Source organism: Vandammella animalimorsus, assembly GCF_002285285.1.
GTDB lineage: Bacteria > Pseudomonadota > Gammaproteobacteria > Burkholderiales > Burkholderiaceae_C > Lampropedia > Lampropedia animalimorsus.
Map to the genome: position 1 here is coordinate 23,139 of NZ_NSJF01000004.1, position 17,326 is coordinate 40,464.

The following is a 17,326-nucleotide window of genomic DNA, read 5'->3' on the forward strand; positions in this document are numbered from 1 at the left end:
GGCACGCGCTCGGCCTTGACGCTATCCTTTGCGCCGCCCCGCACAAGAGGGCGGCATATTTCAAAGGAGACATTTCCATGGCAAGGCATGCACCGGGCGGCCGCTGGCCGCTGTTACTGTTGACCGCCACCTGGCTGGCCGCTTGTGGCGGCTCGGACGATGAGGGCCCAGCGCCTGTGGCCCCCAACTACCAGGCCGAGCTGCGACGCACGGCCATGGGCATTGCCCACATCAAGGCCGATAACTGGCGCGGGCTGGGCTATGGCCTGGGCTATGCGCAGGCGCAGGACAACCTCTGCACCCTGGCCGATGCCTTTCTCACCTACCGGGGCGAGCGCTCGCGCCATCTGGGCGGCCAGGCGCTGGCGGTGAACAACAGCACCATCGGCCGGCCACGGAACATCGATTCGGACTTTTTCCATCGCCATCTGTTGCCTGACGATGCCGTGCAAACCATGGCCGCCGCACAATCTGCGGACATGCATGCGCTGGTGGACGGCTTTGCCACCGGCTACAACCGCTATGTGCGCGAAATCCAGGCCGGCGACCACCGCAGCGCACACGCCGCCTGCCGCACGCAGCCCTGGGTGCAGGCCATCACCGCCCAAGACCTCTGGCGCCGCATGATGCAGGCTGGCCTGGCTGCCGGGCACAGCAATTTCGTGGCCGCCATCGCCAATGCCCAGCCCCCGGTCGCTGGCGGCAAAGCTGCGCAGGCCGACTGGCCCAAGCCAGGCGAGGTGCAGTCACCCCGGCTTGAAGTCGGCGGCAGTGCGGGCGTGGGCAGCAACATGTACGGCTTTGGCAGCGCCGTCACCGGCGGCGATGGCCCGCTGCTGTTTGGCAACCCACACTGGTATTGGAAGGGGGCCGACCGCTTCTACCAGACACAGCTGACCATCCCTGATCGCATCAACGTCAGCGGCGTGTCCTTCCTGGGCGTGCCGCTGGTGCTCATCGGCTTCAATGAGCACGTGGCCTGGAGCCACACCGTTTCCACCGCACGGCGCTTTGGCCTGTTCCAGCTCAGCCTGGCCGAAGGCTCTCCCACCACCTACCTGGTCGATGGTCAACCCGTGCCCATGCAGGCCACGCCCATCAGCGTGCAAGTGCGCAACGACGATGGCAGCCTCAGCACCGTCACCCGCACGCTCTACAAAAGCCGCCACGGCCCGCTGGTCAACCTGGGCGCCCTGCACCCCGCGCTGGGCTGGGGCAACGCCAGCGCCTTTGCCATGCGCGACATCAACAGCGACAACCACCGCATCTTCCGCAACTGGCTGCGCTGGGGCCAGGCCACATCGCTGCAGGCCTTCATCGCCATCCAGAAGCAAGAATCCGCCGTGCCCTGGGTGAACACCGTGGCCGTGGGCCGCGGCAGCGACCAAGCCTGGTACGCCGACATCGGCGCCGTGCCCAACGTGCCCGACGCGCTGCTGGCCCAGTGCACCACACCCGCAGGCCAGGCCCTGGCTGCCGCGCTGCCAGGCGTGCCGGTGCTCAACGGCGCGCGCAGCGCCTGCAACTGGCAAAGCGATGCCGACTCGGCCCAGCCCGGCGCACTGGGCCCGGCGCGCATGCCCAGCCTGCTGCGCAGCGACTACGTGGCCAACATGAACGACAGCTACTGGCTGGCCAACCCGGCCGCGCCGCTGAGCGGCTACCCCGCCATCTTCGGCCCCGCCGGCAGCAGCGCGCTCACGCTGCGCACCCGCCTTGGGCACATCATGGCGCAAGAGCGTCTGGCCGGCACCGATGGCTACCCCGGCCGCCAGGCCAGCGCTGCCATCGTGCGGGACATGGTGCTCAACAGCCGCGTGCTGAGCGCCGAGCTGTTCAAGGAACAGGCGCTGGCGCTGGTGTGCACCGAGGCCAGCATCGAAGGCGTGGACGTGCGCGCCGCCTGCGCTGCCCTGCAAGCCTGGGACAACCACGGCCACGCAGACTCACGCGGCTCGCACCTGTGGGACGAATTCTGGGGCCGCGTACAAGTGCCAGCCGCGCAACTGTTTGCCGTGCCCTTCGACCCGCAGGACCCGCTGCACACCCCGCGCGGCCTGCAGGCCAGCGCCGCGCCCGCGCTGCGCACGGCTTTTGCCGCCGCCGTGCAAGCCGTGGCCAACAGCGGCGCCGCCATGGACGCGCCGCGCGGCCAGCTGCTGTACGCCACCCGCGATGGCCAGCGCATTGCGCTGTACGGCGGCTGCGGCGGCCTGGGCTACTTCACCATCGCCTGCTCCGAACTGCCTCTGGGCCAAGGCGGCTACGCCATGGACGGGCAGCCGCACGGCAACACCTACATGCAGGTGGTGGGCTTTGGCAGCAACGGCGTGCAAGCGCACAGCTTCCTGACCTTCTCGCAATCGGACGATCCGGCCTCGCCGCATTACAGCGACTACACCCGTGCCTATGCCGCCAAGCAATGGCAGCGCGTACCCTTCACCGAAAGCGAGATCACAAGCCACAACAACTACCGCACACAAATGCTGAGCGAATAGCGCTTGCAGGCGCCACAGCCCAAACAGCTCGCCTTGTCATGCACCCACGCAATGGGCATGGCAAGGCGTTTTGCTGAGCATGTCATCAAAGTGCGCAATACGGCCTTCAAGGGCCTTGCGTGATCTCCAGCTGCACGCGACGGTTTCTTTGCCGGCCCTGCGGATCGTCGCGGCCATCGGGGTGCGCGTTGGGCGCAATGGGCTGGCCCTCGCCGTGGGCGTGCACCTGGATCGGGTGCTGCAATACGTCTTGCAAGGCCGCAGCCACAGTGTTGGCGCGCCGCTGCGACAGGGCCATGTTGTAGTCCTCGCTGCCCTTGCTGTCCGTGTGGCCGTGCACGCTCAGGCGCACATCCTGGTAGGCCTGCAGCAGCTCCCGCACCTTGTCCAGCACGGGCTGCGCATCCGGGCGGATGTCGGATTTGTCGAAATCGAACAGCACATCCGAGGGCAGCTCCAGCACGATGCGCTCTTGGCCTTGCTGCACGGCCTGGAGTTCGCCCAGCAGCTCTTGCGTGCGCTGCAGGTGCGCCGCGCTGGTTTTGCTGGGACGCAAGGCGCTGGCCGCGGCCGCCTGGGCAGGCTGCAATTGGCCGGCTTGCGCCGTGGGCTGCCACTGCGTGGCGCGCGGTGCGGTATGCAGATTGGCCGCTTGCGCCGGCTGCGCCTGCAACTGCGTGTGCCGTGGCGCGGCCTGCAGCCCCGAGGCCGCTGGCGGCTGCTGCGGCTGCAGGCCCGTCTCAGCCCTGGGCGGCGACGCTGGCTGCAGGCTGGCTTGCGCCACTGCGCTGCCGGCGCTCACGGCCAGGGCCAGCGGCCAGGCGCGAGTCGCCCATATGCGCATCGCGCGCATCGCGCTCCCTTCATGCTCTCGTCTCAGCATGGCATACCCCTGGTTCGTCAAAACAGTGCCTGGCGCAGATTGGCCCGCCACAACGACTGCATCAAGGCGCAGGCAACGCCATCACCAGGGCCGAGGCCCTGGTCGATGTGGCCGAGTGCCCATCGTTGATGACCAGCGTCAGTCCTTGCGCATCGGCTGGCAAGGCGCCCTGGAACACCAACTCGCCCACCATGGCCTCGTTGTTGGCGATCAGCAGCTTGGGGTTGTCGGCCGAGCGCTGCAGCATGAGGCGATCGCCCGCAGCGGTGCGCAGAAAAGTCTCGCCCCCTGCCAACTCCGTGCCGCGCGGGCGGCGGCGGTTGCTGAAGGCGATGCTGACCTGCAGCCGGGTGCGGTCGGCCTCGCGCTGCACCGATTGCACCTGCACCAAGAGCCCCCCTTCGTTGCTGGCCTGCACCGGGTAGCGCACATCGGCAGCCAGCTTGGCAGCATCGGCGCCCACGCTGTGCACCCGCAGCTGGGACTGGACCTCGGGCGGCACGGCGATGGGCAGCTTCAGCGCAGGCGCTCGGGTGTCCTGCTCGCCATTGCCTTCATTGACCACCAGCGTCAGCTGCTGGGTGCCCACGGGGATGGCGCCCAAAAAGGTCAGCTGCCCTTCCATGGAAGCGTTGTTGGCAATTGGCACATTGGCATCCTCAGCCGGGCGCTTGAGCAGCAGGCGAGTGCCGCCATCGGTGAGCAAGAAGGTGTCGCCGCCAGCCAGCTGTGCGCCTTGCGGGCGGCGCTGGTTGGCAAAGGACACGGCCACATCCAGCACCGTGTGGTCGGGCTGGGCGGCCATGCCCTTGACGCGCAGATTCCAGCCGCCCTCGCTGCTGGCCTGCGCCTGCACGGCCGTCATCTGCGCAGCCGCGCTGGCCTGCGCCTGCGCTGCGGGCAAGCCCCAAGCCCACGCGCAGGCGGCCAGCGCCAGACACATGCAGGCCCGTGCAGCGGGCCTGGCAGTCAGCCTGAAGATGTCTGAAAACACGCGGCGGTCTTTCATGCAAGCTCCTGTCTTCCATTGATGATGAGATCGACCCCAGCCCACGGGCACAGCCAGCCGTACTGGCCCGGCGGGCATGATGGCATAGCCCCCAGATACCAGGCAAGACGCGTGCATCGCACGCCTGGCCAGTTTGAGGTGGCTGCGCGTCAGCGCAACAGCAACTTCAGCGGATGGTCACGCTGTTGACCTGCACTGGGCCATTGCGCTGGCCCGTCGCGCCATCTTGCGCCTCGGCGCAATCGCCGACGATGCGCACGTCCTGCGTATTGCGCCCGGTCACCACAACCGTCTCGCCTCGCAACGCACGGCCCTGGATGTTGACACTGTTGACGTTCACGGCAGTGTTGGCATCGCAATGCACCTGGATGCGCTCGGCCCGGTTGCCTGTAACTTCGATGCGGTTGCCGCGCTGCGGCTGGGCCTTTTGTGCCGGCATGTTTTGCCCCCGTTTCTGCTCTTGTTGCGGATGCCCCGATTGCGCCCAGCTGCCGCTGGCCATGCTCAGCATGGCTGCTGCGGCGCAGGCGCCCAAGGCAATTCGATGGCGGTGGTTCATGGCATGGCCCTCCTGAGATTGAAGAAGTTGTGCGACCGACAGCGCCCAAGTCATGGGGCGGATGACTCTTGCCCAGGCGGCTGCGCCGACGTGTCGGGATCGGGCTGCGGCGGCACGGTCACGATCGAGCCCTGGCGCAGCCCTGGTATCGACACCTCGGCGGCAGGCATGGGCGCAGCGCGATCGGCAGGGTGCGCCTGCATGGCCGCAGCGCCCGGCATGGGCGTGGCGTGGGCAGCCGCAGCGCCTTGGCCGGGCGGCTTGCCGGATGCGATGGCAGCGCCCATCTCCTGCGCAAAGCGCTCGGACAGCGCCAGCTCCTCGGCCGCCATTTGCGAGCCCAGGCTTTGAATCAGGCGCGCCACATCACGGCCGCTGCGCTGGCCCTGCGACGCAGCAAATTGCTGGGTCAGGCGCGCGTAGCCCAATGCCTTGACCGGATCTGCGGCCACGCCCTGGCCCTTGTGGTACATGCGACTGAGGCGCTCCATGGCTGCGGCATCGCCACGCACGGCCGCCATCAAATACCAGCGATAGGCTTGGCCGATATCGGCGATGGGCGAGCGCTCATTGCGATAGGCATCGCCCACCAGCGCCATCAGCGCCGGGCTCTGGCTTTGCAAGGCCTGGGCCTGCAGCTCGCGCAATTCGTTGTGCAACAGCGCGCCACTGCAACCCAGCCCAGGCTGGCCTTTGTCCAGCGCCTCCTGGCAGGCCTGCACATAGCGCGCAGCATGGCTGTGCGTGGCGGCCTGGGCCGGCGGCGGCGAGGGCGCCTCAAGCTGTGGCTGTGCCCAGCTCCACGTGGCCGCCCCCAGGCAGGCTGCGGCCAGCGCCAGGCCACGGCGCTGGCGCTTCGGTCGCGGCTGCGGCCTTGGCGGCGTGGGCGATGTCTGGCAGGTATTGATTGGCCATTGACTCATGCTCAGCCCTCCTCATAACGCACCGGCGCGGCCTGTGTGCGGGCGCGCTGCGCAGCCTCCTCGGCCTGGCGCTGTGCGGCCTCCTGAGCCTGCGCAGCCTCGCGCTTGAACTCCTCATCCCATGGCATGGGCACGTTGAAGAACAGTGGCTCGAAATGCTCCCAGCGCGTGAGGTCGATCTGCGCACCCAACTGCGGAAAATGCGCCGCATACACCTGGGCCACAGCCTGGGCCGTGGGCGCATCGAGCTGCTGCGTCACCTGCACGGGCTGCTGGTACTTTTGCAGCATCACCTGCGCCAGGCCGATGCGCACCTGCGGGCTCAGCGCCTCGAAGGCGTTGCGCATGTTCTCCACCACCACCGGGTCGGGGTGGCCGTTGGGGATGGTGCGCCAGTACGGGGTGTTGGTGACCTTGCCGACGATTTCCAGCACGCTCAAATCCACCAAGGTGCGAATGGCCGAATGCCGGCCCTGCATGTACTTGCCCTCGGTCTTGAAGCCAAAGGCGTCGCCGTAAAAGCCCAGGCTGGCATTGCGCTCGCTGGTCATGTCCAACACTTTCACGACGTTGGAGGATTGCATGCGCGGCACCATTTGCTGCGTCTGGAAGTTGACCACGTTCAGATCCAGCGCCAGGGCCGAATAAATCGCCACATTGGTGGCGTTGTAGCCCAGGGCCGTGCTGCCATGGCCCTTGCCGAATTCCACCGAAGCATTGTTGGCACGGCCTGCGCCAGACAGCGCGCGATCGAACTCGGTCAGTGCGCCGGTAATCAAGTAATCAGGCATGGTGACGCCGAACTGCCCGCCAAGCTGAGCCTGGGCCACCAGGTAGTCAGGGTGGTAGGGCACGTACACCACCTTGGCGCCAATGCGGTTGAGCGCCGTGCGCACCATCTCGGTGACGTCGCCTGGGATTTCGGCCCCGGCCAATGGGCTGGAGAGGTTGGTGGAATCCAGGATGGTGCGCGACTGCACATACAGCACCGGATCGCCGGACTTATAGACATTGAGCATGTAGCCCAGGCGCTGCAGCGCCTGGGAGTACAGGTTCAGGTTGGCCTGCGGCAGCTCGCGCAGCTCCTGATACGTGGCCAGCTGCTTTTGCGCATCGCGCATGGCGTGTTTGGGCGTCGAGCAGGCAGACAGCAGCGCCGCCGCTGCCAGGGCTGCACACAGCCCGGGGCGGCCAGGCCAATTGTTTTTCATTGTTGTATTCACAAAATTCTCTTCAATGGACAAACCGGCAGGCACCGGCGCAAAACGCACAGTGCCTGACCTGGGGGATCGGATGGAATGCAGGCAGCTTGCCCCCATGCGGCAGGCCGCCGCGCCACTCACCGGCGGTTGTTCAGCACAGTGATGTTTTCCACGCCCTCGCCTTCTACATACAGCGTGACATTGCCCGAGACATTGCCCTGGATCACCGGGCTGGCCACGCGCACCGAGCCATCGGGGCCCTGCGTGACATCCGTGTAGTCCGTGCGGATTACAAGGTTGCTCTGGTTGGGCGGCAGCCGCAGCGTGCCGTCCTCACCCACCATGGCCCTGGCATCGACCATGGAGCGATCGGCCAGCGCCTTGGCCACGCGCGAGCGCGCCGCCACGCTGGGCGTGACGGTGTCCGTGACCTTGATCTCCTTGTCCTGCATGTCCTTGTACATGCTCATGGCCGTGCCATACTGCACCATCTGCGCCTGCGCCAGGCCAGCGCCGCTCAGCCAGGCCAGGGCGGCACAGCTGCATGCCACTGCGGTGCGATGGATTGCTGTTCGTCTGCGCATTGCTTGCTCCTCATTGAAAGACAAAGTTGTAGGCCGGCGCGATCAACACGCTCTGGTTGATCACCCCGGTGGACGGCACGGTATAGGTGTAGCCGGGGTTGGCCACATGCGACACATTGGCCGCCACGCCCGCTGCCCCCACCAGCGCGCCGGCATTGATGACGCTGCCCGTGGTCGCGCCCGGCGCCGCAGCGCCCCGGTTGGCAACGATGTTCACCGAGCCCGTCATTACGCCGTGGTTGATGAGCGAGTTGACCGTGCCGCCGGCCGTGCTCGACTGGTTGCCGGCAATCAGCACGCGCCCAGCCATCACCCCGTTGTTCACCACCGAGTTGCTGACCCCGCCCATGCTGGCCGAGCCTCGATTGCCCACAATGCTGACATCGGCGGCCATCATCCCGTTGTTGACCACGCTGTTGACCGTGCCGCTTGTGGAGGCCGTGCCATCGTTGCCGACGATGCTCACCCGGCCAGAGAGCTGCCCCTGGTTCTTCACGGCATTGGCCACGCCCGCCGAGCTGGCATTGGCCTTGTTGGCCGCCAGCACGATGCGGCCATTCATCGCCCCGCTGTTGTGCACCGAGTTGGCCAGTGCATTGCCGCTGGCCTGCCCCTGGTTGCCCACGATGGTGACGCTGCCCGAAAGGCTGCCGCTGTTGTCCACGCTGTTGAGCACGCCGCCAGCGGCCGCCTGCCCCCGATTGTTGAGGATGGCGATCTGCCCGCCCAGGCGTCCATGGCGGTTGCGCACCGAGTTGGCCAATGCGGCATTGGCGCTGCCACGGTTGCCGCTGATGGTGATGGCGGCATTGCCCAGGCTGCCACTGTTGATCACCGAGGCGTTCACCCCGCCCTGGCTGGCGCTGGCCTGGTTGTTGGCGATCGTGATGCGCGACTGGGCTATGCGCCCGCCTTGCTGATTCTTCACGCTGGCCACCGTGCCGCCCGTGCCGATGGAGGCGCGATTGCCCGTGATGCCGATCGAGCTGTGCGCCACGCTGGAGCCGCCATCGGCCTTCACGCTGCTGGCCTCGGCCCCGGCCGCATCCGCATGCACCTGCTGGGCCTGGTTGCCCACCACATCGAGCCGGCTATTGCTGGCAGTGCCATCGATGGTCACGCTGTGGGCCAAGGCCTGCTGGCCCTGGCTGGAGCGCACGCCAGTGGCTTGGTTGCCAGCCACGCGCATCTCCAGCGCGCGCAGGCCTTGGGCTCTCTGGCCCAGCGCCACGCTGTTGACCGAAGCGCCACCCTCCTGCGCATCGACGCGCTCGACCCGGTTGTCCTCCACCAGCAAGCTGCTGGCTGCCAGCGGGGCCTGGATGTCCAGCGTATTGAGGTTCACATCGGCAAAGCTCTGCCGCTCATTCACACCGAACAGGCCGCGCGTGGTCTGTGCAAATGCACTCACCGATGCCGCCTGGTTGTTGCGCACCAGCGCCTGGCTTTCCAGTAACCGGCCACGTTGGCTCAGCGCCAGCGTATTGGCCTGCACCAGCGCGCCATCGGCGTGCATTTCCTCGGCCCGGTTGGCCTGCACCTGCATATGGCTATCCTTCAGGCCGGCGCCCTGTTGCCCTTCCAGATACACGCTATTGACTGCGGCAATGCCATGGCGCGACGACCCGTAGCCCAGCGTCTGCTGATGGTCGCCACGCGCATGGATGCCCTGGGCGCGGTTGTTCTCGATCGTCACCGGCGTGCGCACCAAACTGGCGCCCCGGTAGGCGGCCAGCGACTGCACCAGCGCCGTGCCGCCCATGCCGGAGACCAGCTCGGCCCGATTGCCTGCAATCTGCAGTTGCGAATCGGCATCGACGCTGCTGTTGTCGTGCAGCAGCACTGCATTGAGCGCCGCCCGCGCACGGGTGTGACTGCTGCTGATGGCTGTGCTGCTGGATTCGGCCTGCGTCTGCACCTCGATGGCCGTATTGCCCTTCAGCCAGACCGGCGCATGCAAAGCGCTGCCCGCGCCATCGCCGCGCTCCAGGCTGACGGAGTTGGCCGTGATGCTGCCGCCATCGGCATGCAGCTGCCCGGCCGTATTGGCCTGCAACGCCAACTGCGGGCTGCGCCACTGAGAGCCAACCACCGCCAGACTGTTGGCCAGCACCACCGCATCCTGCTGGGCTTTCCAAAGCAGGCCGCCGGCCAGCTGCTCCTGGCTGCCTTGTGTGCTCAGCCCCTGGGCTTGGTTGTGCTCGATCAGCACCTGCCCATCCTGCAGGCTGGCCTGCTGATCGGCCAGCACACTGTTGGCCATGGCCTGGCCGCCACGCACATCCAGGCCCCGCGCCTGGTTGCCCTGCTGCAGCACTTGCATGTTTTTCAGCGCGGCTTGATCGGCCAACACCACGCTGTTGGCCCCAGCGCGGCTGGAGCGCTCTGCCGCGCCCAGGGCGCCACCCAATGCGGACACACTGCCGCCATTGGTGCGCACCTGCTGCGCGCTGTTGTCCTGCTGTGTCAGGCTGCTGGCATCGAGCTGCGCCTGCAGCGCCCAGATGCTGTTGGCCAGCGCCACACCACCACGCGCCTGCACATCCTGCGCATCGTTGCCGGTCTGCGTGTGCTCATTGCGGCCCGCCAGGCGGGTGCGGTCCAGATTGATGCTGTTGGCCAGGGCGCTGGCGTGGTTGTCCACCGAGGCCAGCGCCCCCATCAGCACGGAGCCCTCGCCACCGAATGCGCCAACACGCTGGGCCACATTGCCTTGCTGCACAGCATGCCAATTGCGCACCTGGCCATCCATTTGCGTCAACGCCATGGAGTTGGCCATCGCGCCACCGCCCGCCCCCACGATCTGCCGGGCCTCGTTGCCCTGTTGGTGCAAGAGGCTGTGGCCCAACTGCGTCTGCGCCAATGCGATGCTGTTGGCCAGCGCCGCGCCTTCGAGCTTGGCCTGCGCCAGCGCACCATAGCCCAGCGCGGCCGAAGCGCCCGAGGCCAGCACCTCGCTGGCCACATTGCCATGCTGCTGAATGCGCACCTGCTGCAAGCCCGACTGGCTGGCCGTCAGCACATTGGCCAGGGCCGAGCCCCCCACACTGCGCACGCCCTGCGCACGCTGCTGGGTATTGCTGATTTCAGAATTCTCTACATCGGTGCTTTGCAGCAACACACTGTTGGCGCTGGCGCGCCCCGGGATCTGCAGCGAGGCGCTTCCCAGCAAGGCATACAGCTCGGCGCCCTGGGCATGGACATCGCCCGCCTCATTGCCAGCCACCGTCACCTGCGAGCCCTGCAGGCGTTTGCGCTCACCCTGGCCAGAAATCAAAATGCTGTTGGCGCTGGCCGCGCCGCCCAGGGTCGTCATCGGCCCGCTGAGGCGGTTGCCGCTGACCAGCAGCTGGCTTTGCCCCACATCCATGGCCTCCAGCCCAATGGTGTTGACCTGCGCCGTGGCGATCAGACGCAACACACCTGCCAAGCCAAACCCCAGGCTGCCGCCCAGGCCCACGGCCTCGACCTTTGCCGCGCTGCGGTTGCCCGATACCGTGATGGCGCTGGAGCGGATGCTGCTGCCTGGGTTGCCCTCCATGACCCAACCCAGGCCGTGCAGCATGTTTTCCTGCGCCTGCACCGGCCATGCCGTCAGCGCACAGGCTGCAGCGCAGGCCGTGGCCACCACGGTCTTGTTGATTCGCACCATAAAAACTCCAGCGCCCCAAAAAACCTCCCGGGCTCTCTGCCACAGGTTGGCCCGAAACACGGGAACCAATCCACGCATGCGCCACATCACAAGCCGGGGGCGCAGGCGTGGATTGAATTCATGCCGTATCAGTTGATGTTGACGCTGTTGACGTTGGCCGTGCCACCGATGGCGTAGATGTCCTCGGCGGTGTTGTCCGTCACGTTGATGACGGAATCACTGACCTCGGAACCCGTGATGTTGACGCTGTTGACGTTGGCAACGCCTTGCATCTCCAGCTCGGCCACCTTGATGCCCACGCTGCCGCCGCCAGCGGTCACGCGCTTGGCCGAGTTGCCCGAGACGTTGATGGTGGAGTTCTTGACCGTCGAGCCGTTCGAGCCTGATGCGGAAATCAATCCAGGAACGCTGATATTGCCAGACTGGGCCATGGCACTGGAAGCCAGTACCGAAGCGAGCAATGCACCAACACAAACCAGTTTGCGAGACATAGGGGTTCTCCTAAAAAGTTCAGAGCATTCGCCAAGACGTGGCCGATCATGTGGGGCCCATGGCCCCTGACGCGACCGGCGCAAGGCCTGGCGGACCACTGTGCCGGGCAGTCGGGCTGCCTGGCCAGCGCTGCGAAATTTAAGAAAAACCCGCACTCGGGCTGTACGCAAAATGTTCGCGGCTGTATGGAGTTGCAAACGCCGCAGCCTTGACTTTGCAAAGGCGCTGCACCTTCGCAGACGGCTCAGCAAGCGGGCCTGTTTTCCCTTGAGCGCCCCTCGTGCCAAAAGCCGAATGGACCGCAATCTGGCGCAGCCAGGCAGCGCCAGACCTACACCACCAAATCTGCGTTGCTGCTGGTTTCAATCCTTGATCAGCGCTTACCAAAAGCACATTTTTGCGACGCGGGCGGCGCAACAGTCTCACTATCATCGCCGCCGCCATGGCCTGCCCTGGCGCTCCTGCAACAAGACTTCTTTTGGCCCATGAATGCTCCATATCTGCCAGCCTCCAGCGCACAGCGCTCTTCCAGCCTGCGCCCCCTTGCCATGGCCAGCACGGCCTTGCTTGCTGTGGCGTTGAGCGCCTGCGATCTGCGCGGCGCAGCATCTGGCGCCATCGCCTACCCCGATGACGCAGCCATCACCAAGGCCTTGCGCATCGACTGGGACAGCGACCCGGCAGGCCAACAGGCCCAAGCCTTGCTGCACACCCTGGGCGGCCCCGGGGCCAACGTGCGCTACCGCATCCACCGGGTGATTGCGCAGCCTGTGGGCTTTCTTGTGCAATACGATGCCCTCGTGCAGCTGCAGCAGGACGGGGCCCAGAGCCTGCAGCAGTTTCAGCAACAACTGGCTGCGCAATTGGCCCAGCAGGCCCAGCAACGCGCAGCGACGCGGGGCAAGGGCGACAACGCACCGGAGGCCCCAAGCAAAGAAGCCTCGCAACCCTCAAGCGAATCGGGCAGCACCGAGCTGCACAAAGCCATCGAGCAGCTGCGCGCCACCCAGGCTGATCAGGCCCAGGCCCTGGAGCGCATGCTGCAGAACATGCAGCAGTGCTACCAAGAACGCCACAAGGGCGACGAAGTGGTGCTGATGGCGCGGCTGCGGGCCCACCTCTGGCCCGAGCGCAATCAGGGCTGGTATGCAGAAAAAGTTGCCGCTCCGGACATGCAGATCGCCTGCCTGCCGCTGTAAAACCTTTTCAGAGTCTTGGCACGAGCGGGCAGCGATCGTGAACGGGCTCTCAAATGCCCGTCACCGCCACGGCCTTGCTGATCAGGTGCTCCTCCAGCGCCTCATGGCCGCCTTCGGTGCCCAGGCCGGAGTCTTTCACGCCTCCGAAGGGCAGCTCTGCCGATGGCGTGGCCGGCTGGTTGATCCACAGCATGCCGACCTGGACCTGCTCGGCCAGGGTTTGCACGTTCTTGAACGAGCGCGTGAAGGCGTAGGCCGCCAGTCCGTAGTCGAGCCGGTTGGCCTCGGCGATAGCCTCATCCAGGCTGGTGAAGATGCGCAGCCCGGCAATCGGGCCAAAGGGCTCTTCGTTGAAGAGCAATGAATCCATCGCTGGCTGCAGCACCAGGGTGGGGGCAAAGAAGTTGCCCTGCTCGCCCACGCGGCGCCCGCCAGTGACGACCTCGCCCCCCTTGGCCTGCACGTCGGCCACGATGCGCTCCATGGCCTGCACGCGGCGGGCGTTGGCCAATGGGCCGAGCTTGGTGTCCTCGGCCAGGCCATTGCCCAGCTTGAGGCCTTCGCAGTGGGCCACGAAGGCGTCCTGGAAGTCGCGCGCCAGCGATTCATGCACCAAAAAGCGCGTGGGCGCAATGCACACCTGGCCGGCGTTGCGGAACTTGGCCATGGCCACGGACTTCACCGCCAGGGCCACGTCCGCATCCTCGGCCACGATCACCGGCGCATGCCCGCCCAGCTCCATCACCACTTTTTTCATCTGTGCCCCAGCCTTGGCGGCCAGTTGCTTGCCCACGGGGGTGGAGCCGGTGAAAGTCACGAAGCGGATGACCGGGCTGGCAATCAGGTAGTCGGAAATCTGCGCCGGATCGCCATACACCAGGCCGACCACGCCCTCGGGCAGGCCCGCGTCCACAAAGCATTGCAGCAGCGCCGCTGGCGAGGCCGGCGTTTCCTCAGGCGCCTTGCACAGGAACGAGCAACCCGTGGCCAGGGCCGGGCCCAGCTTGCGGGTGACCTGGTTGAGCGGGAAGTTCCACGGCGTAAAGGCCGCCACCGGCCCAATGGGCTGCTTGAGCACCATTTGCTGGCTGGCCAGGTTGGCGCCGGGCACGATTCGGCCATAGACGCGCCGCCCTTCGTCGGCAAACCAATCAATCATGTTGGCGCAGGACAGCGCCTCGACGCGCGCCTCGGCCAAGGGCTTGCCCTGCTCCATGGTCATCAGCGCGGCAATGTGATCGGCCCGCTCGCGCAACAAGGCGGCGGCCTGGCGCATGATCTTCTGGCGTTCCACACTGGATGTAGCGCGCCAGCGCTCAAAGCCGCGCTGGGCCGCCGCCAGGGCCTTGTCCAGATCGGCCTGGCTGGCATGGGCCACGCGGCCAATGGCCTGGCCCGTGGCCGGGTTCAGCACATCCAGGGTGCGGCCATCGGCCGCGTCCTGCCATTGGTTGTCGATCAGCAAACGGGTATCTGGATACTGGGTGGCTTGGCTTGAGCTGGTGGCAGTCATTGCAATCTTCCGGTCGGGCAAAAGAAACTCTGCAAGGTCTGCAGCGCAGGCCTTGCAAAACACAGGCAGGCGCATTTTTCCACCAAAACCATGGCCGCAACAGCCTCGCACGCCCGCCGTGCAGCGCCGAACAGGCGGATAATGAAACTGTAAGCCTGTGCGCCAGGCCACCGACCGCATGGATAGACGGCCAGTGCTGCGCTCGGCAATTTTGAGGGCCGGCTTTTGTGTCGCCCACCCATTCACCAACAAGGAGATTGCAATGAACCAAACCTTCAAAGTCCAGGGCATGACCTGTGAGCACTGCGTTCAGGCGGTGCAAAAGGCCATTCTGAAGACCGACAATACGGCCAAGGTTCAGGTGGATTTGCCCACGGGGCTGGTCAGCATTGCCAGCTCGCAACCACGCAGCGCACTCGTTGCGGCCATTGAGGAAGCTGGCTACACAGTGGGTAGCCCTTGAGATCAGGGGCAGGCCCCGAGGCCTTGCCTGGTCCGTTACAACCGGCCCCCCAAAAAAAGCGCTGCTTTCAAGCAGCGCTTTTTTTCATGCGTTGCCCGGCAAACTGGCCGGCTCGGCCAGCTGACCGTCTGCCTCAACCTGCTCCAGACGATAACCCACGCCATAAACGGCCGTGACCACATAGCCATTCTCTGGCTTCAAATTCAGTTTGTTGCGCAGACGGGAAATATGGGTGTCTAGCGAGCGCGAGGGCATCGGCGTGAGCTGCCCCCAGACCATTTCCCGCACGTGATCGCGCGAAAGCAAGCGCCCACAGTTCTGAAACATGAACAGCGCGAGATTGAATTCACGGTGTTTGATGTCCACCGGCTCGCCGCGCACTTCCAGCGTACGCTTTTCCGTATCAAAGCGATACACGCCAAAATCAACGATGTGCGCCATCTGGCTTTCAGGATACGAGCGGCGCAGCAAGGCTTGGATGCGCGCCAGCAACTCTCCCATGCGCACAGGCTTGGTCATGAAATCATCAGCGCCGCTGCTCAAGCCCTGTACCACGTCCTCCTCGCTGCCACGGCGCGTGACGAACAGAATGGGCATATTCGAGCCAATGCTCTGACGCACGCTTTGCACGACCTGTGGGCCTTCCATATCGGGCAAATACCAATCGACCACCAGTAAATCCAGCGTGCGAGTGCGCAGGTCTATGAGAAGGCTGGTGCCGTCCGAGTACAAATAGCAACTATGGCCCAATTGCTCGATGGCCGCGCGCATGAACTCCTGCACCAAGGGGTCATCATCCAGAACGCCAATTCGCATGTTGATGCTCTCACGCCTCCAATGGTTTTAAAAATGCCTTGCGCGATTACCTAATGGGAATTTCATGCCTGGACAGCAGCCTCACGGAAGATTTTCTGAATGGCACAAGCCATTCCGAAATAGCAGCTCCGAACCGCGCTCCAGTGCAAGAAGCCTCATCGCACAACACATCCTTAATCGCTGCAAGTCTGCAGCTTCTTTTCGCCGCAGAACTTTACCTGAAATTGCTACTGCGAAAACTGATTATCAGCAACAAGAATTCTCACAAATATTTACAAACCACCCATTAAACCCAGGTAAATAGCTCGGTTATTGCTGTGATTGCATCCAAACCAAGAGCGCCAGCACCATCAGGCCCAGCAATACCGCCAGGGCGATCTTGACCCAGCTATAGGGCTGCTCGCCAGCCAGTGTGCCGGTATAGCCATTGGCCACGATCTGGTAGGTCTTGGCCCCATAGGTGTAATGCACCAACCAAACAGGCACCAGCACATGCTTGAAGGTGCGCCCCTGATATTGCGCATCGACCACCAGATTGCGGTGGGTGTCGCCCGGCACGCGGCTGGCGCACAAGGCGCGCAGGCGTTGCTGCATTTGCTGCTCGCCCAGCGTGGCGGCGCGGCGCAGGTCCACCTGGTAGCGCTCCACCGTCCAGCCACGCACGTATTCGGGCGAGTAGGGGCGTAAATCGGTCAGGGTCGGGAAGGGCTCGATCTTGCGCAGCAGGCTGGCATGCACGCCCACGGTGCCTGGCACCAGTTCGTCATCAAAGAAATGCTGCAGCTGGCCCGAAGCAGGCACCCAGCGGATGTGCTGCACCTGCCGCGTTTGCAGATTGCCCTGGCTGTCGCGATAGGTCTGAGTGGTGTAGTAGTAGTGGCCCGCATCGGCGCGCCAACGCGCACTGGCATGCGCGTCGAAAGTCCAGTACGGCAGGTAAACGCCCTTGAGCGTATCGGTCAGCGCCGCTCGCTTGAGCTTGCTGGGCGCAAACCAGCGCGAGCCATACCACTTGCGCACGCGCTCGCGCATTTGCGCATCGCTGAGGCGAAAGGGCAGGATGCTTTGCGGCGTGATCGCATCCTGCAGCTGCTCGTGGGCCACAATGGCTGGCGAACCGCAGAAATCGCAGCGCTGCGCCACCCGGCCATCAACAAACACCGAAATGGCATGGCAGTTGCGGCATTGCACTTCGCGCCGCTGATTGCTCCAGCCGCGCTGGTTGGCCGGGTCGCGCAGGGCCTGCTCCAGATCCTGCTCGACCACTCCGCCGGCTTCGCTGCCATCGCCTGCGTTCGGGTCGGGCGGGCGCCAGGCGGCGGTAGTGCCGCAATAGGGGCAGACCAGCGCCTGCCGGGCGGCATTCCATTCCAGATTGGCGCCGCATTCAGGGCAAGGGTGTTTGCCAATGGCGGTCGTGGGGGCCGCCGCCGCGCTGGCAGGCGCTGGGGGGATAGCGTTTGTCATGCCGGTTCTCTCGCTGCCTGCCCTTGCAAAAGCGCAGGCGAATGCTCAGCGCTTGTGCAATGGACG

The 17,326-nt window shown here is 65.3% G+C and carries 14 protein-coding genes; 3 read left to right on the forward strand and 11 right to left on the reverse strand.

The features are described from left to right. Positions 1-77: 77 nt before the first annotated feature. Entirely contained in the window at positions 78-2,498 is a 2,421-nt protein-coding gene (locus CK620_RS08440; RefSeq protein ID WP_095549945.1) for a penicillin acylase family protein, read from the forward strand. Positions 2,499-2,604: 106 nt separating this feature from the next. Here CK620_RS08440 and CK620_RS08445 read toward each other — a convergent pair whose 3' ends face one another. From CK620_RS08445 to CK620_RS08480, 8 genes are all read right to left on the reverse strand, one after another. Next, the gene (locus CK620_RS08445; protein ID WP_179290605.1) at positions 2,605-3,351 is read right to left on the reverse strand and encodes an OmpA family protein; all 747 of its coding nucleotides are present in this window, start codon (positions 3,349-3,351) and stop codon (positions 2,605-2,607) included. A gap of 91 nt (positions 3,352-3,442) precedes the next feature. Next, the gene (locus CK620_RS08450) at positions 3,443-4,390 is read right to left on the reverse strand and encodes a hypothetical protein (RefSeq protein WP_095549947.1); all 948 of its coding nucleotides are present in this window, start codon (positions 4,388-4,390) and stop codon (positions 3,443-3,445) included. Positions 4,391-4,556: 166 nt separating this feature from the next. Beyond that, positions 4,557-4,949 (reverse strand): hypothetical protein, encoded by a 393-nt coding sequence (locus CK620_RS08455; protein WP_124857974.1) that lies wholly within the window; start codon positions 4,947-4,949, stop codon positions 4,557-4,559. A 50-nt stretch (positions 4,950-4,999) separates the two neighbouring features. Further along, complete coding sequence (locus CK620_RS08460) at positions 5,000-5,872, reverse strand: SEL1-like repeat protein (protein ID WP_095549949.1); 873 nt, start codon at positions 5,870-5,872, stop codon at positions 5,000-5,002. Positions 5,873-5,874: 2 nt separating this feature from the next. Next, entirely contained in the window at positions 5,875-7,083 is a 1,209-nt protein-coding gene (locus CK620_RS08465; RefSeq protein ID WP_095549950.1) for a hypothetical protein, read from the reverse strand. A 128-nt stretch (positions 7,084-7,211) separates the two neighbouring features. Next, on the reverse strand, positions 7,212-7,625 hold the full coding sequence (locus tag CK620_RS08470) for a hypothetical protein (RefSeq protein ID WP_095542994.1): 414 nt from the start codon (positions 7,623-7,625) through the stop codon (positions 7,212-7,214). A gap of 43 nt (positions 7,626-7,668) precedes the next feature. After that, complete coding sequence (locus CK620_RS08475; protein WP_095549951.1) at positions 7,669-11,310, reverse strand: hypothetical protein; 3,642 nt, start codon at positions 11,308-11,310, stop codon at positions 7,669-7,671. A gap of 128 nt (positions 11,311-11,438) precedes the next feature. Beyond that, complete coding sequence (locus tag CK620_RS08480) at positions 11,439-11,801, reverse strand: hypothetical protein (protein WP_095549952.1); 363 nt, start codon at positions 11,799-11,801, stop codon at positions 11,439-11,441. Between the two features lie 486 nt (positions 11,802-12,287). Here CK620_RS08480 and CK620_RS08485 point away from each other — a divergent pair, with 486 nt between their 5' ends. Then, positions 12,288-13,001, forward strand: a complete 714-nt coding sequence (locus CK620_RS08485) for a hypothetical protein (protein ID WP_095549953.1) — start codon at positions 12,288-12,290, stop codon at positions 12,999-13,001. Between the two features lie 49 nt (positions 13,002-13,050). Here CK620_RS08485 and CK620_RS08490 read toward each other — a convergent pair whose 3' ends face one another. Next, a complete protein-coding gene (locus CK620_RS08490) occupies positions 13,051-14,514 on the reverse strand; it encodes an NAD-dependent succinate-semialdehyde dehydrogenase (RefSeq protein ID WP_095549954.1) in 1,464 nt (487 codons plus the stop codon). 262 nt (positions 14,515-14,776) lie between these two features. On the opposite strand from CK620_RS08490, the gene CK620_RS08495 reads away from it, so the two are divergent. After that, a complete protein-coding gene (locus CK620_RS08495; protein WP_095539746.1) occupies positions 14,777-14,977 on the forward strand; it encodes a heavy-metal-associated domain-containing protein in 201 nt (66 codons plus the stop codon). A gap of 84 nt (positions 14,978-15,061) precedes the next feature. On the opposite strand, the gene CK620_RS08500 is transcribed toward CK620_RS08495, so the two are convergent. Together CK620_RS08500 and CK620_RS08505 are read right to left on the reverse strand one after the other, a co-directional pair. Beyond that, on the reverse strand, positions 15,062-15,793 hold the full coding sequence (locus CK620_RS08500) for a response regulator transcription factor (RefSeq protein ID WP_095549955.1): 732 nt from the start codon (positions 15,791-15,793) through the stop codon (positions 15,062-15,064). A gap of 309 nt (positions 15,794-16,102) precedes the next feature. Next, positions 16,103-17,260 carry a TFIIB-type zinc ribbon-containing protein gene (locus CK620_RS08505; RefSeq protein ID WP_095549956.1) on the reverse strand — a complete coding sequence of 386 codons (1,158 nt, stop codon included), beginning with the start codon at positions 17,258-17,260 and terminating at the stop codon, positions 16,103-16,105. Between the last annotated feature and the right edge of the window lie 66 nt (positions 17,261-17,326).

What these genes read in the sequence shown, in the direction of transcription:
- CK620_RS08440 (WP_095549945.1), top strand. Translation starts at nt 78, where the DNA reads ATGGCAAGGCATGCACCGGGCGGCCGCTGGCCGCTGTTACTGTTGACC.
- CK620_RS08445 (WP_179290605.1), bottom strand. Translation starts at nt 3,351, where the DNA reads ATGCGCGCGATGCGCATATGGGCGACTCGCGCCTGGCCGCTGGCCCTG.
- CK620_RS08450 (WP_095549947.1), bottom strand. Translation starts at nt 4,390, where the DNA reads ATGAAAGACCGCCGCGTGTTTTCAGACATCTTCAGGCTGACTGCCAGG.
- CK620_RS08455 (WP_124857974.1), bottom strand. Translation starts at nt 4,949, where the DNA reads ATGAACCACCGCCATCGAATTGCCTTGGGCGCCTGCGCCGCAGCAGCC.
- CK620_RS08460 (WP_095549949.1), bottom strand. Translation starts at nt 5,872, where the DNA reads ATGAGTCAATGGCCAATCAATACCTGCCAGACATCGCCCACGCCGCCA.
- CK620_RS08465 (WP_095549950.1), bottom strand. Translation starts at nt 7,083, where the DNA reads ATGAAAAACAATTGGCCTGGCCGCCCCGGGCTGTGTGCAGCCCTGGCA.
- CK620_RS08475 (WP_095549951.1), bottom strand. Translation starts at nt 11,310, where the DNA reads ATGGTGCGAATCAACAAGACCGTGGTGGCCACGGCCTGCGCTGCAGCC.
- CK620_RS08480 (WP_095549952.1), bottom strand. Translation starts at nt 11,801, where the DNA reads ATGTCTCGCAAACTGGTTTGTGTTGGTGCATTGCTCGCTTCGGTACTG.
- CK620_RS08485 (WP_095549953.1), top strand. Translation starts at nt 12,288, where the DNA reads ATGAATGCTCCATATCTGCCAGCCTCCAGCGCACAGCGCTCTTCCAGC.
- CK620_RS08490 (WP_095549954.1), bottom strand. Translation starts at nt 14,514, where the DNA reads ATGACTGCCACCAGCTCAAGCCAAGCCACCCAGTATCCAGATACCCGT.
- CK620_RS08495 (WP_095539746.1), top strand. Translation starts at nt 14,777, where the DNA reads ATGAACCAAACCTTCAAAGTCCAGGGCATGACCTGTGAGCACTGCGTT.
- CK620_RS08500 (WP_095549955.1), bottom strand. Translation starts at nt 15,793, where the DNA reads ATGCGAATTGGCGTTCTGGATGATGACCCCTTGGTGCAGGAGTTCATG.
- CK620_RS08505 (WP_095549956.1), bottom strand. Translation starts at nt 17,260, where the DNA reads ATGACAAACGCTATCCCCCCAGCGCCTGCCAGCGCGGCGGCGGCCCCC.